Source organism: Nocardia cyriacigeorgica (genome assembly GCF_029868385.1).
GTDB lineage: Bacteria > Actinomycetota > Actinomycetes > Mycobacteriales > Mycobacteriaceae > Nocardia > Nocardia cyriacigeorgica_F.
This window is the reverse complement of sequence record NZ_JARWNX010000056.1, coordinates 84563-98106: the sequence shown is the minus strand read 5'-3', so window position 1 is coordinate 98106 and position 13544 is coordinate 84563. Positions and strand designations below refer to the sequence as shown.

At 68.5% G+C, this 13544-nt stretch carries 15 protein-coding genes; 7 read left to right on the top strand and 8 right to left on the bottom strand.

The window, feature by feature from the left end:
• Positions 1 to 252 (bottom strand): DUF5703 family protein, encoded by a 252-nt coding sequence (locus QH168_RS18350; RefSeq protein WP_280235923.1) that lies wholly within the window; start codon positions 250 to 252, stop codon positions 1 to 3.
• On the bottom strand, positions 252 to 1283 hold the full coding sequence (locus tag QH168_RS18345; RefSeq protein WP_280235922.1) for a hypothetical protein: 1032 nt from the start codon (positions 1281 to 1283) through the stop codon (positions 252 to 254). The genes QH168_RS18350 and QH168_RS18345 overlap by 1 nt, the downstream gene beginning before the upstream one ends.
• A gap of 159 nt (positions 1284 to 1442) precedes the next feature.
• Here QH168_RS18345 and QH168_RS18340 point away from each other — a divergent pair, with 159 nt between their 5' ends.
• From QH168_RS18340 to QH168_RS18325, 4 genes are all read left to right on the top strand, one after another.
• Entirely contained in the window at positions 1443 to 1793 is a 351-nt protein-coding gene (locus tag QH168_RS18340) for a hypothetical protein (protein ID WP_280235921.1), read from the top strand.
• Positions 1794 to 1799: 6 nt separating this feature from the next.
• Positions 1800 to 2354, top strand: a complete 555-nt coding sequence (locus tag QH168_RS18335; RefSeq protein WP_280235920.1) for a hypothetical protein — start codon at positions 1800 to 1802, stop codon at positions 2352 to 2354.
• A gap of 28 nt (positions 2355 to 2382) precedes the next feature.
• The gene (locus tag QH168_RS18330; protein WP_280235919.1) at positions 2383 to 4548 is read left to right on the top strand and encodes an MMPL family transporter; all 2166 of its coding nucleotides are present in this window, start codon (positions 2383 to 2385) and stop codon (positions 4546 to 4548) included.
• Positions 4549 to 4713: 165 nt separating this feature from the next.
• Positions 4714 to 5262 (top strand): hypothetical protein, encoded by a 549-nt coding sequence (locus QH168_RS18325; RefSeq protein WP_280235918.1) that lies wholly within the window; start codon positions 4714 to 4716, stop codon positions 5260 to 5262.
• Here the strand turns inward: QH168_RS18325 and QH168_RS18320 are convergent.
• A complete protein-coding gene (locus tag QH168_RS18320; protein ID WP_280235917.1) occupies positions 5250 to 5939 on the bottom strand; it encodes a TetR/AcrR family transcriptional regulator in 690 nt (229 codons plus the stop codon). The two genes, QH168_RS18325 and QH168_RS18320, sit on opposite strands and share 13 nt — an antisense overlap.
• A 259-nt stretch (positions 5940 to 6198) precedes the next feature.
• Here QH168_RS18320 and QH168_RS18315 point away from each other — a divergent pair, with 259 nt between their 5' ends.
• Positions 6199 to 6606: a nitroreductase family deazaflavin-dependent oxidoreductase gene (locus QH168_RS18315; RefSeq protein ID WP_280235916.1), complete on the top strand. Its 408-nt coding sequence runs from the start codon at positions 6199 to 6201 to the stop codon at positions 6604 to 6606.
• 16 nt (positions 6607 to 6622) lie between these two features.
• On the opposite strand, the gene mshC is transcribed toward QH168_RS18315, so the two are convergent.
• From mshC to QH168_RS18290, 5 genes are all read right to left on the bottom strand, one after another.
• Entirely contained in the window at positions 6623 to 7861 is a 1239-nt protein-coding gene (gene mshC, locus QH168_RS18310; protein ID WP_280235915.1) for a cysteine--1-D-myo-inosityl 2-amino-2-deoxy-alpha-D-glucopyranoside ligase, read from the bottom strand.
• A 154-nt stretch (positions 7862 to 8015) separates the two neighbouring features.
• A complete protein-coding gene (locus QH168_RS18305) occupies positions 8016 to 8816 on the bottom strand; it encodes an SCO1664 family protein (RefSeq protein WP_280235914.1) in 801 nt (266 codons plus the stop codon).
• 3 nt (positions 8817 to 8819) lie between these two features.
• Entirely contained in the window at positions 8820 to 9404 is a 585-nt protein-coding gene (locus tag QH168_RS18300; RefSeq protein WP_280235913.1) for a DUF3090 domain-containing protein, read from the bottom strand.
• Between the two features lie 78 nt (positions 9405 to 9482).
• On the bottom strand, positions 9483 to 10211 hold the full coding sequence (locus tag QH168_RS18295) for a histidine phosphatase family protein (RefSeq protein ID WP_280235912.1): 729 nt from the start codon (positions 10209 to 10211) through the stop codon (positions 9483 to 9485).
• A 16-nt stretch (positions 10212 to 10227) separates the two neighbouring features.
• Complete coding sequence (locus QH168_RS18290) at positions 10228 to 11163, bottom strand: undecaprenyl-diphosphate phosphatase (protein ID WP_348537593.1); 936 nt, start codon at positions 11161 to 11163, stop codon at positions 10228 to 10230.
• A 266-nt stretch (positions 11164 to 11429) separates the two neighbouring features.
• Here QH168_RS18290 and QH168_RS18285 point away from each other — a divergent pair, with 266 nt between their 5' ends.
• A complete protein-coding gene (locus QH168_RS18285; protein WP_280235911.1) occupies positions 11430 to 12404 on the top strand; it encodes an aldo/keto reductase in 975 nt (324 codons plus the stop codon).
• 81 nt (positions 12405 to 12485) lie between these two features.
• Positions 12486 to 13523: a heme/hemin ABC transporter substrate-binding protein gene (locus QH168_RS18280; protein ID WP_280235910.1), complete on the top strand. Its 1038-nt coding sequence runs from the start codon at positions 12486 to 12488 to the stop codon at positions 13521 to 13523.
• Positions 13524 to 13544: the final 21 nt, after the last annotated feature.

Below are 13544 nucleotides of genomic sequence, written 5' to 3'. Positions count from 1 at the left end.
TCACATCCCCGGCTCGGCGGTCACCGGGCTGCTCAGCGGGGTGCGGCGGCGGCGAAGCAGCACCCGGCGGCTGCCATCGGTGTAGGCGCGCACCCGCGATAGTTCCCATCCGCCGTACTCGGCCTGAATGGCCAGGCGCATCGATGCCGTCACCCGTGTCACCTCCGGTGGCAGCCGCAGCGGCACGTACTCGTAGTCATCGGTGCTGGTTTCCCAGCCGACCGGTAGCGCCGCGCGCCGACTCGCTGCCATCACTGCCCTCTCTTCCGCTCGTCCGCGCGAATCCGTTGCAGACCGTCACCGGTCGCGGACCCGACGAACAGATCGCCGCTGCGCTCATCGACGGTCACCGAGTTCGGTTGCCCGACGGTGGGGTAGCGGCCCACTTCCTCCGGTATACCCGTCGACAGATCGAAACCGACGACTTCGTTGCTCTGCGTACACGTCACCCACACCGTGTCCGACCGTTGGTCGTAGGCGAGCGCGTAAGGCGATGATCTTACCGGGAAACGCTGATGCAATACGAGCGGCGCGGTCGTGTAGACCAGCAGCTCCCCGCCCGCGGTGTCGGTGACGACGATGCGGCCGAACCGGTCGCCGATCATGTTGGTGGCGCCGTCACCGGTGCGCAGCGCCAGACCGAGGTGGTCTTCGGCGGGGTCGATCTCGGTGATCGAGGTCTGATGCCGGTCCAGCACCGCCACCCGGCCATCGGCGACGGCCAGCGCATCCGCGGAGATCAGCCCGTCCACGCTGTCACTCATCCGGCCCTGCGCGTCGAGCCAGAGCACCCGGCCGTCGGCGGTGCCGACGATCAATCCGCCGTCGGCGCCCAACCGGACCGACCGTGCGTCACCGTCGATCGGGATCTCGGTGTGGGCGCCGGTGGTGACGTCGACGCGCACCACCCGGTCGGTGGACGGGATCAGCACTTCGCCCGGCGCGCCCTGAGCGACGGTGGCACCCGGTGCGGGCAAGGTGACCGTCGTACCCGCCTCCGGCGCGGGATTCGCGGGATCGATCAGATAGAGGGCGGCGGTGTCGCCGCGCGCGTCGAGGGCGGCGAGGCGGCCGGTCTTCGCCTCACTGAGCAGTGCGCCGACCGGCTGGGCCAGCGGCAGGACCGTCCCGGCGGGGGTGGCGCTCTGTTCGGGCGCGACCGCGGCGGTGGCAGGATCACGGGTGGGCACCCGGTCCGGATCGGTGTCGGAGGAACAGCCCGCCAGCAGCGCGCATACCGTCACACCTGCCAGTATTGCGGGGACCGAGCCACGTGGGCGCATCCACGAACTCCTTCTACCGATGACACAACCGCGAACCTCACAATCTGACCACGTCGGTGCTGTGACCACGCGGGAGGGGGTTTGTGCACGCGTCGAACGGATATTTGTGATGGGGAGTTACGGTTGAGTCCGCACAACGTCCGATGTCAGGAGTTCCGGTTGAAATCAGAACATCCCTCGGGATTTTCGATCGACGACTTAACGATTGGTTCGTTTGCTCATGGCTTCGGGACGACCGACGACGGCCGTCCGTTCGCGTTCCGCACCGTCCGTTCCACCCTGCGCCTCGAGATCTACCGGCCCGACCTCGATACCGACGTGCCCGCACCCGAGGATGTCGTCGCGGTCGCCGAGGTCAGGGTCACCGATATCGACCTCGACGACGAACGCAGTGTCGTCGCCCTGGTGCGTGACCTGGTGCCCGAGGCGGTGGCGACCGTCGCCGACCGCGATATCACCACGGTCCGCGCGCTGCTGGGCCGAATAAGCTCCGTGATCGATGGTATGTAGGTAGTGATGCGTTACACACACTTCTCCCGCGCCGGCCGTCCCGTCCGCGCCGCACTGGCGGCCGCGGCGCTGGCCGCGGTGGCCGTTACCTCGGCCTGTGGTTCGGGAGTCGACGACGATGCCGTCGCCGCGGCCCGTGCCTCGGCGAACGCGGCGCTGTCGTCCTCGGCGGCGGCCACCTCGTCCTCGATCGCGGCGCGGGTCCTGCCGACCGCCGCCGAACTCGACGCCCAGATCAAACGGGCGCTCGACCCGTCGCTGCCCGACAGCGAACGCACCGCCCTCATCGAGGACGGTGAGGCCTTCCGCGACGCCATCCCGGACATGTACCGGGCCTTACAGGACAATCCGCGCGCCGTCTACGGCGTCACCGACCCGGTGTTCGACAACCACGACGGCACCCTGGCCGCGACCATGCGGTTGGACAAGGACGGCAGCGGCACCCAGATCCGTACCACCGTGGTGCATTTCGTGTACGTCGACGGCGTGTGGAAGATCTCGCGCACCGACCTGTGCGGCATCCTGCGTTCCGCCGATTACCGCACACCGGCCTGCGGTTGACCAGGCAGCGAGAACGTCACCGATACCCATGATCGCCACGGGCCCGCAACGGTGGGGGCGTTTCGTCCACCGGCACCGCTACCTCGTCTTCGCCGTCTTCCTGCTCGCCGTCGCCCTGTCGGGTTTCTACGGCCGTGACCTGTCGAGCCGGTTGACCCAGGAGGGCTGGTTCGACGAATCCAGCGAATCGGTGGCCGCGTCGAAACTGGCCGATGCCACCTTCGGTCGCGACACCGACAGCGATCTGATCCTGGTCTACACCGCCCCCGAGGGCCGCACCGTCGACGATCCCGCGGTCCGCGAGGCCGTCACCGCGCAGCTCGCGGGGCTACTGGCCGAACATCCCGAGCGCGTGCTCAAGATCGACAGCTATTGGGACAGCGCCTTCACCAGCGGCTTCGCCGACGACACCCGCACCCATGCCTTCGCCAGCGTCGGTTTGCACGGTGAGGGCACCGCCACCGTCGACAACTACACCGCCATCAAATCCGATCTGCGTGCGGGCGTTCCCGGCGGCGGTCCCGGTGGCACCACCGTGCAATTGGCGGGGCTGCAACCGGTGGTCGAAGGCATCAATACCGGAATGCAGGACGATATCCATCGCGCCGAACTGATCGCGCTGCCGCTGGTGGCGATCCTGCTGTATTTCGTGTTCGGCGGTATCGTCGCTGCACTGCTCCCGGTGTTGATCGGCGGGATGACGATCCTCGGCACCCAGGGCATCATGCGCCTGCTCACCGACCATATCGAGGTCAATGTGTTCGCCAGCGCCGTGGTGACACTGGTCAGCCTCGGGTTGGCGATCGATTACGGGCTGTTCACCGTCACCAGGTTCCGGGAGGAACTGGCCGCCGGGCGCAGCGTCGAGGACGCGGTGGCCCGTACCGTCGCCACCGCGGGGCGTACGGTGCTGTTCTCCGCGGCGATCATCGCGGTCAGCCTCGGTGCGCTGCTCATCTACCCGAACGGGGTGCTGCGCTCGGTGCCCTACGGCGGCATCAGTTCGGTGCTGCTGGCGGCGGTGCTGTCGGTGACGGCGCTGCCCGCGGTGCTGTCGATCGTCGGGCACCGCATCGATCTGTGGGGCTGGCACCGGTTCGCGAAAACCAAGACCGACGCCGAGGTCGACGCCGGGTTCTTCTCCCGGCTCGCGGTCCTCGCGATGAAACGCCCCTGGCTGGTGATCGTGCCGATCGTGCTCGCTCTGCTGGCATTGATCGTGCCGTTCCGCCATATCGAATTCGGTGGTTTGAGCGAACGCTATCTCGCCGCGGACAATCCGGCCCGGGTCGCGCAGGAACAGTTCGACGAGATGTTCTCCGGGTTCCGCACCGAACCGCTGAAACTGGTGGTGGTCGGCGCGAATCCGCAGCAGCTCAGCGATATCCGCTTCCAGGCCAACCACACTCCGGGTTTGACCGGGCCGTTCGAACCGGCCGCACCCACCGAGGACGGTATCAACGTCCTCAATGCGGGCCTGGTCGACGAGCGCAGCGCCGACACCGCCATCGCCGCCTTACGCGCCATCGAGGAACCACCGGGTGTGCAGGTGATGGTGGCCGGTGTGCCCGCGCTCGAACGCGACAGCATCAATGGTCTCATCGATGGTCTGCCGCTGCTGGTGGCGATCCTGATCGCCACGGCGCTCACGCTGATGTATCTGGCGTTCCGGTCGATGGTGCTGGCGATCAAGGCGGTCGCCATGTCGGCGCTGAGCCTCGGCGCCACCCTCGGCATCCTCACCTGGATCTTCGTCGAGGGCCACGGCGCGGACCTGTTCGATTTCACTCCGGGCCCGCTGATGTTCGCGGTGCTGGTGCTCATCGTGACCGTCGTGTTCGGTCTGTCCACCGACTACGAGGTGTTCCTACTGTCGCGGATGTCGGAGGCGCGCGCCGACGGCGCCGACCCACCCGAGGCCATCCGCTACGGCATCGCCCACACCGGCGGTGTGATCACCTCGGCGGCCGCGATCCTCATCGTCGTCACCGGCGCGTTCGGCTTCTCGGACCTCGTGCTGATGAAATACATCGCCTACGGCATGATCGCGGCCCTCCTCCTCGACGCCACCGTGATCCGCATGCTCCTCACCCCCGCACTGCTGAAACTCATCTGGCGTGATCGCGGGTCGAAACAACCTCCGCAGCCGGTCGACGCGCCGACCTCCGCACCCTCGGTCTCGTTGCGGAAGTGATGGGACCTGCCGACAGGCCCGGCTGATACAGCACACAGCCGCCCTCTTCGGCGCGATCGAGGTCGATGTCCCTGGTTGCCCGGCAGGGCGCACGCTTGTCTTGAACAAAGTTAAAACCACAGTTAGGGTGGATTTTATCTTAGTTCAAATATGTGAGGAGATGCTGTGCCGATCCCCGTGGCTGTCGCCGGCCTGTTGCAGTTGCTGTTGGCCGGGATGTTCGTGGTCATGCTTGTCGCCTACCGGACCGCTGGGCCTCGCGCGCAGCGGGCCGTGGACGCGGAGGCGGTGCGGCAGGGGGTGGACCCAGAGGTGCTCGGCGAGCACTGGGTCCGGTTGGAAGAAGGCCGGTGGGGGTTCGCGGTGGGCTACGCGATCGCCGCGGTGCTCACGGTGCTGGCTGCGCTGAATCTGTCCGGTAGCGAGATCGGGCGGGTATCGACCTGGGTGGTGCAGCCGCTGGTGTTCCTCGGTGTCGGCTACGTGACCACCATTCAGGTGTTCGCCATCCCGATGACCGCGTCGGCGTTCGCCCGACTCGACGATCCGCGAGTGCGTGGCCTCGATATTCGTGTTGCGCTGCGGGCCGCGGCCGATGCGTTGCCGTCCTGGTATCGACCGGCGACGGTGCTGCGATGGCTGCTCGCGACCGCGGGTTCACTGATCGTGATCGGCGTGCTCACACTGCCCGCCGCTGCCGATTACTTCTCCTGAGCGGCGGTCAGCCGGGCTTGCAGTCCATCGAGCACGGTGCGCAGGCCGAATTCGAAATCTGTGCTACCGGGCGAGGTTTCGACCGCGTCCAGTGCCAACGAGTCGAGACGGGCCCGTAGCCGGGGGAACTGCGCGGCGGCTTCGGTGACATAGGTGAGGGCATCGGGTCGGTGCGAGCCCGCATCACCGCCATCGTGGCGCAGCCGCGCCTGCCACGCCCGCTCGGCGGCCGAGCCCTGCGCCGCGCCGATGACGAACATCAGCAGGGTCGCTGCGGCGCGGTCCGCGTCGGCCCCGGCGAAGCCCGCGCCCTCGAATACCTCCAAACCGCATTCGTCGAAACGCGCCTTGCCCGGCCCGTAGATCACATGGGTGCTCATGGCCGCCAGCAGCCAGAAATGGCGGCCGATCATCTCGTGCACCTCCCGGGCCAATGTCGCTGCCGCCGACCGCCAATCGGTGGTCGCGGGGTCCGGCATCTCGATCTCGTGCCACACCAGGTCCGCGGCCAAGGTGATCAGCTCGTTCTTGTTCTTCACGTAGTAGTACATGGCCGTCGATGCCACGCCCAGCTGGGCACCGAGCCGTCGCACGTTGAGCCCGGCCACTCCCTCGGCATCGAGCACCTCCACAGCAGCCCGCAGAACCTGCTCCTTGGTCAACGTCTCTCGCGGCACACCGCCACCGTACCCAGAGTCGGCATCGGTTTCGGACACTGATCAGACCGCGGGCCAACAGCGTGGTCAGATCCTGCTGTGTACCGCGATGTCGTACGCCATGTTGTGGGTGGGTCGAAAACGTCGACCCACAACCATCTGGTGGACGCCACGCACTGGCGGATGACCGAAAACCATGCGCTGGCCGCGATCGCCGCGGTGCTGCGCGAAATACCCGCAGACCAGCCTGCGAGGAGTGGTTCGCGGCTACGGTGAAACGATGGCGAAGACAACCAGACCCGCTGGGGTGCTGCGTTTCTGGCGGCTGTCCGGTGCGGGGGCGAAGTTCCTCGCCCCGATCAACCCGTTCTGGGTGGTGATCGAGACGACCGGCCGCCGATCGGGGCAGCCGCGCCGCATGCCGCTGGCGCGGGGGATCAGCGACGGCGCGGTGATGTCGCTGGTATCGGTGCACGGCCGACGCGCGGATTGGGTGCGCAATATCGAGGCCGATCCGCGGGTGCGGCTGCGCATCGGACTGCGCTGGCGCAGTGGAACCGCGACGATCGAGCCGTTGACACCGCAGCAGCTGACCCGGTTCAACACCTATATCCGCACCGCCGCCGACCGTTTCGCGCTGGAGGGCACCGAGCAGGTCGTGGTGCGGGTCGACACGTCGGCGAGCTGAAAAACCGCTCAGCCGGTCACAGTTGCACGCCGAGCAGGGCGTCGACGGCCCTCGCCACGGCGGACGGGGCGGAGGTGTCTGCGCCGCCGTAGGTGAGGGCCGCATCGGCCCAGTTGTCGAGTGCGGCGAGCGCCTTCGGGGTGTCCAGATCATCGGCCAGATGCTGGCGCAGCCGGGCGATGGTGTCGGTCGCGTCTCCGGCGGCGGGCAGTGCGGTGGCGCGCCGCCACCGATCCAGGCGGGCCACGGCCTCGTCCAGGACGGCGTCGGTCCACATCCGGTCCTGACGGTAGTGACCGGCGAGCAGACCGAGCCGGATCGCCGCCGGATCCACTCCGGCGCGGCGCAGCTTCGACACCAGCACCAGATTGCCCCTGGATTTCGACATCTTCTCCCCGTCCAGACCGATCAGCCCGGCATGGACGTAATGGCGGGCGAAACGGCGTCCGGCGACCAACGCTTCGGCATGGGCGGCCGAATACTCGTGATGCGGGTAGATGAGGTCGCTGCCGCCGCCCTGGATGTCGAACTCGGTGCCGAGCCGGTTCACCGCGATCGCCGCGCATTCGATATGCCAGCCAGGACGTCCCGGCCCGAACGGCGACGGCCACGACGGTTCGTCCGGGCGGGCCGCACGCCACAGCAGCGCATCGATGGGGTCGCGTTTACCGGGGCGGTCGGGGTCACCGCCGCGTTCGGCGAACAACCGCTCCATCGTCGCGCGGTCATAGCCGGATTCGTAGCCGAACTGCTCGGTGGCGTCGGCCCGGAAATAGATATCGGGGTATTCGGCGTCGTCGACGGTGTAGGCGGCGCCGGAGGCGACGAGTTTGCCGACGAACTCCACCACCTCGTCGACCGACTCGATGGCGCCGATGTAGTCGCGCGGCGGGATGATCCGCAGCGCCGTCATGTCCTCGCGGTACAGCTCGATCTCACCGGTGCCGAGCGCACGCCAGTCGACGCCGTCGCGGGCGGCGCGTTCGAACAGCGGATCGTCGACGTCGGTGACGTTCTGCACGTAGTGCACATCGTGGCCCGCATCGCGCCACACCCGGTTGATCAGGTCGAAGGTCAGGTAGGTGGCGGCGTGACCGAGGTGGGTGGCGTCGTAGGGGGTGATACCGCAGACGTACATGGTGGCGGTGGCGCCGGGCGTCACCGGACGCACCCGACGGTCGGCGGTGTCGTGCAACCGCAACGGGGGTCCTGCTCCGGGGACCGTGGGGATCGGGGTATCGGACCAGGACTGCATTCTTCGAGGGTAAAGGTGTGGTGACCGCCCTCGACGCGCACCCCGGCCCCCACGAGCGGCAAGGGATGCGGTACGCGCGCCGGGACCTGCGCAAAACCGGCGTCACACCGATGTCAAGGGTTTCGGTCAGGGAAAATCGATGGCCGCGATGAGGTCAGAAAGCGGGCCACGGGATCGGCCGCGCGGACTCCGGTAGCGGCATAGCGGGCGCGTCCAGCACACGCTTGGCGCGGTCGAGCAGCGCGTCGATCTCGGCGTCGGTGATATGCGCCGCGAGTGTGTCGGCCAGCGCGCCGGGCAGAGCGTCGGTGAAGGCCTCGATATCGGTGAGCAGGCCGTCATCGATGGGTTGCCCGGCCCACCCCCACAGCACGGTGCGCAGTTTGTGCTCACTGTGCAGACAGATGCCGTGATCGACGCCGTACACCTGACCGTCGATGCCTTCGAGGGCGTGCCCGCCCTTGCGGTCGGCGTTGTTGAGCAGCACATCCAGCACCGCCATCCGTTGCAGCCGCGGATCGTCGGCGTGGATGAGCGAGACCTCGTTGCCCTCGGGGTCCATGGCCCGCAGTACCTCGCAGAACCCCTCGGGGACCGCGCCCGGCGGGCACAGATCGACCAGGTCGAGGCGGTGGCCGCGGTCGGTGTGATTGTCGGCGGCGGTGATCCAACGCTGCACCATGCCCGGCCCGAACGGTCCCTCACGCAGGATCGTCTCCGGGATCACCGACCAGCCCAACGCTTCGGAGATCAGGTAGGAGGCGACTTCGCGACCGGCCAGGGTGCCGTCGGGGAAATCCCACAGCGGCTGCTCACCGCGCACCGGTTTGTACACCACGCGCAGCGGTGTGTCGCCGTCGCCGATATCGCAGACGAGGGTGACATTGCTTGCGGTGGTCACCCGCCCGATCACGGTCAGCTCACCGGTGGTGAACGCGTCCCCGGCCGCGGGCACGTCTCATTCCTCCAGCTCGGTGGCGCCGAAGATATCGCCGCGTTTGTAGCCGTTGGTGCGCACACACATGTGTCCGCGCGCCGACAGCGGCTCCCCACACAGCGGGCACGGTGGGCGACCCGCCGCGATCACCCGCGCCGACCGCAGCGCGAACTCTCTGGCCTGGATCGGGGTGAGGAACACCCGCACCGCGTCGGGGCCTTCTTCGGTGTCGTCGAGCACCACCGATTCGTCGACCTCGGTTTCGGTGATCGCCAGCAGCTCCACCACGACCGCGTTCGCATCGGCGTCCCAGCCCAGGCCCATGGTGCCGACGCGGAACTCGGCGTCGATCGGGGTGAGCAACGGCGCGTTGTCGCTGACGTTATCGGCCTGGGGCGGCACCTCGGCGCCGAAGCGGCGCGCCACCTCGTCGAGCAGCAGACCCATACGGTCGGCGAGCACCTTCACCTGCTGCTTCTCCAACAGCACGCTGACCACGCGGGGCTCCTCGACGGCTTGCAGGTAGAACGCGCGATCGCCCGGCTCACCGACGGTTCCGGCGACAAAACGTTCGGGGGTGCGAAATACATGGATTGCTCGTGACACATGCACCTCCTGCTACGTGATCATGTTCGGCTCGCGGCGCCCGGATCGGAGTCGGCGCGGCGGCGATTGCCCGGACAATCATGACGAGGAATCGCTGGGCCGCGCATTCCCATTATCCGTGTTCCCGGCCGCGCCGAGCTCACCCCCTGGTACCGGACCCGCCTGCGCCGAGGGCTGCGCGGGTGCGAGGCCGTCGAGCTCGGATCCGGTGTCATTGATCCGCAGCACGTACGGCGCGGTGGGGGTGTAGCGGACGACGCTGATCGAGGCCGGTTCCACGACGATGCGCTGGAAACCGTCCAGGTGCAGGCCGAGCGCGTCGGCCAGAACCGATTTGATGACGTCACCGTGCGTGCACGCCACCCACAGCACCTCACCGCCGTGCTGCTCGGCGAGGGCGCGGTCGTGTTCGCGGATGGCGGCCACCGCGCGGGTCTGCACGTCGGCGAGTCCTTCACCGCCGGGGAACACCGCCGCCGAGGCGTGCCGCTGCACGACCTTCCACAGCGGTTCTTTCAACAGTTCCGCGATGGGACGGGCGGTCCATTCGCCGTAGTCGACCTCGGCGAGTCGCTGTTCGACCACCGGTTCGAGGCCGGTCTTGTCGGCCAGCGGCGCCACGGTGCGCTGACAGCGCAGCATCGGCGAGATCACGATCTGCTGGAGCGGCAGCCCACCCAACCGTTCGGCGACCGTGCGCGCCTGTTCGGCGCCACGTTCGGTGAGTTCGACTCCGGGGCTGCGTCCGGCCAGGGTGTGGGCGGTATTGGAGGTCGACACACCGTGGCGCAGCAGGATCACCGTCATGCGGCCAGCCTAACCATCATGTCGCCGACACCACCCCGCCCGCGAGCAGACCCATCACGACCAACCCGAGGACGATGCGGTAGCCGACGAACCAGTTGAGGCTGTGGTTGCTGACGAACCGCAGCAGCCACGCCACCGAGGCGTAACCGGCGACGAAGGCGATGATGGTGGCCACAAGCAACTGGGGTCCACTGGCGTTGAGCCCCTCACCTGCGGGTTCGAATGCGTCGGGCAGGCTGAACAGGCCCGACGCGGTGACCGCGGGGATGGCGAGCAGGAAGGAGAACCGCACCGCGGCTTCGCGTTCGAGGCCGAGGAACAGGCCCGCGCTCGAGGTGGCGCCGGACCGGGAGACACCGGGGATCAGCGCCAGACATTGGGCCAAGCCCATGACGAGACCGTCGCGGGTGGTGAGCTGCTCGATCGGCCGGGTCTTGCGGCCGTAGTGTTCGGCGGCGGCGATCACCAGCGCGAACGCGATGAGCATGAACGACACCAGCCACAAATTGCGGGCCCCGGTGCGGATGACATCCTTGAACAGGAACCCGAGCACGCCGATGGGGATGGTGGCGATGATCACGTACCAGCCGATGCGGTAGTCGAGTTCGCGTTGCGCGTCGGCGCCGGGGTCGTAGCCGACCGGCCCCGACCCGGTGACGACGGGCAGCTTGGTGGTGACCTGTTCGCTGAGCGGCACCGTCTGCCGCGAGCGCTGCGTGAGCTTCTCGAACACCGTGGCGCACCACACACCCACGATGCGCCAGATGTCCTTGGCGAAGTACACCAGCACCGCGGCTTCGGTGCCGAGCTGGGTGACGGCGGTGAACGAGGCACCCGCATCGTCGCCGAAGAACACCGACGACACGATCCGCAGATGTCCCGACGAGGAGATCGGGAGGAACTCCGTCAGCCCCTGGACCAGGCCGAGAATTATCGCCTGGAGCCAGGTCATCGACTCGCCTATCACTCACCCTCCTGTACTGCTGCCGAAATGTCCGTTCCGAGTAGACGATTGGCTCATCGGCGGGTGAACTCGGCGTTCGGATCGCTATCTCGCAGCGACAGTACCGTGTTGACCTCGACGCGGCCGGGTGGGGTGCGGGCGGGAGCGCGCACCGCCGGTGTGGCCCACACGACGCGCGAACAGGCGCGCAGGACGGGCCGCGCGGCCGAAACAGGCTCTACGCTTGGCGCCGTGACGAAAGCGCGGACACGGTGATGGAACAACGGACGGTCGGTCGCAGCGGCCTGCGGGTATCGCGGATCGGGCTGGCCACCCACACCTGGGGCAGCCGGACCGACGCCGAGGACGCGGCGGTGCAGTTGGTGGCGTTCGTCGAAGCGGGCGGCACCCTGGTCGACACCTCCCCGACCTATGCCGGTGGTGCGGCGCAGCGGATCCTGGCCGATCTGCTCGGCGATCTGGTCTCGCGTGACGATCTGGTACTCAGCGGCTGCGCGGGGCTGTGCCCGCGGCCAGCGCCGCCCGCCGCGGACGGGACGCCACCGCTGCCGCAAGTACCGGGCATCGGCGTGGACACCTCGCGGCGAACGCTACTGCGCCAGCTCGATCGCACCCTGCTGGAACTGGGCACCGACCATCTCGACATCTGGCATATCGCGGCCTGGGATCCACGCACCCCGCTCGACGAGGTCGCCGCCACGGTGGAGCTGGCGGTGCGTTCGGGTCGGGTGCGGTACGCGGGTGTGCGCGGTTTCACCGCCTGGCAGCTGGCGAGCCTGGCCGCGCTGGCGCCGGTCACCGTCGCACAGACCCCGTATTCGCTGCTGGCGCGCGGCGCCGAGGACGACACCGTGCCCGCCGCCGCCCATCACGGCGTCGGGCTCATCGCCACCGCGCCACTGGCGGGTGGCATCCTGACCGGCAAATACCGCGACGGTGTGCCCGCGGATTCCCGCGGCGCCGATGAGGCGACCGCCGCGGAGATCCGCGGCAGGCTCGACGACCGCGCCACCCGCGTCGTCGACGCGCTCGTCACCGCCGCCGACGGTTTGGCGACCTCCCCGCTGGCGGTGGCGCTGGCCTGGATCCGGGACCGGCCGGGCGTGGCGAGCATGTTCGTCGGCGCCCGTGACATCGGTCAACTGACCGGTGTACTGGCCGCGGAGACGCTGGAACTGCCACGCGCCATCGCCGCCGCCCTCGACGATGTGAGCGCGCGCACCGAATGACAGCGCCGTCACATCCACCGCGCCGCCCATGCGCGAGGTGAGGCCGGACGGCCCCCGGCGGCTCCCGTTAGGCTTACCTACATGAGGTATGACCGTGTCCGATCCGGGTGGATGCGCACCGTCCTGGCCGCGCTCGCGTTGGGTGTGCTGCTGGTGTCGACCGGTTGCGGTGCGAGCGGCCAAGGCGCCGTCGACGGGCAGCGCGGGCCGAGCACCGCGGTACTGACCGATATGGCGCCGGTGCCGATCGGCCCGGAGCCGACACCGACGCTGCCCGCGACCGTGCGCTCCTTCGACGGCACCGAGGTCACCGTCACCTCCGCCGACCGCATCATCGCCGCCGACCGGTACGGCACGCTCATGCAGACGGTGTGGGCGCTGGGTATGGGCCCGAACCTGGTGGGGCGCTCCACGGCGGGAGTGTTCCCGGCCGTGGCCGATCTGCCCAATGTGACCGGCGGCAACGGTTCGCTGAACGTGGAATCGATCCTGGCGTTGCGTCCGACGGTGTTCCTCACCGACACCACCAGCGCGTCACCCGCGGTGCGCGAACAGTTGCGCGCCACCGGCGTCACGGTCGTCTACTTCGATCCGCAGCGCACGATGGAGGGGGTGGTGCCGCAGCTCGAGGCGGTCGCCGCCGCGCTCGGGGTGCCCGATCGAGGGCAGGCGCTGGCCCAACGCACCCGCGATGAGATCGCCGCCGCCTCCGCGGCGGTGCCCGCGCAGAATCCGCCGCTGAAGATCGCGTTCCTGTATCTGCGCTCCACCGCCATCACCATGCTCGCCGGGCCCGGTTCGGGCGCCGACGCCCTCATCGCCTCGATCGGCGGACGCGACGCGGGCACCGAGGCCGGGGTCACCGAACCGTTCACCGCCATCACCAGCGAAGCCATGATCAGCGCCGCCCCCGATGTGCTGCTGGTGATGACCGATGGACTGAAATCGGTGGGCGGTGTCGAGGGTGTGGCCAAGATTCCGGGGATCGCGCAGACCCCGGCGGGCCGCAATCAACGCGTCGTGGACATGTCGGATGCGGTGCTGCTGAGCTTCGGCCCCAACACCGGACGCGTCATCGAAGCACTCAGCGAAGCCGTCTACGGTCCGGCAGGGGCATGATCGCCACCTTCGGTGGGCGTC

Coding starts and splice junctions, on each gene's coding strand:
- QH168_RS18280 (WP_280235910.1), top strand. CDS start 12,486: ATGAGGTATGACCGTGTCCGATCCGGGTGGATGCGCACCGTCCTGGCC.
- QH168_RS18335 (WP_280235920.1), top strand. CDS start 1,800: ATGCGTTACACACACTTCTCCCGCGCCGGCCGTCCCGTCCGCGCCGCA.
- QH168_RS18330 (WP_280235919.1), top strand. CDS start 2,383: ATGATCGCCACGGGCCCGCAACGGTGGGGGCGTTTCGTCCACCGGCAC.
- QH168_RS18345 (WP_280235922.1), bottom strand. CDS start 1,283: ATGCGCCCACGTGGCTCGGTCCCCGCAATACTGGCAGGTGTGACGGTA.
- QH168_RS18290 (WP_348537593.1), bottom strand. CDS start 11,163: ATGACCTGGCTCCAGGCGATAATTCTCGGCCTGGTCCAGGGGCTGACG.
- QH168_RS18350 (WP_280235923.1), bottom strand. CDS start 252: ATGGCAGCGAGTCGGCGCGCGGCGCTACCGGTCGGCTGGGAAACCAGC.
- QH168_RS18315 (WP_280235916.1), top strand. CDS start 6,199: ATGGCGAAGACAACCAGACCCGCTGGGGTGCTGCGTTTCTGGCGGCTG.
- mshC (WP_280235915.1), bottom strand. CDS start 7,861: ATGCAGTCCTGGTCCGATACCCCGATCCCCACGGTCCCCGGAGCAGGA.
- QH168_RS18295 (WP_280235912.1), bottom strand. CDS start 10,211: ATGACGGTGATCCTGCTGCGCCACGGTGTGTCGACCTCCAATACCGCC.
- QH168_RS18285 (WP_280235911.1), top strand. CDS start 11,430: ATGGAACAACGGACGGTCGGTCGCAGCGGCCTGCGGGTATCGCGGATC.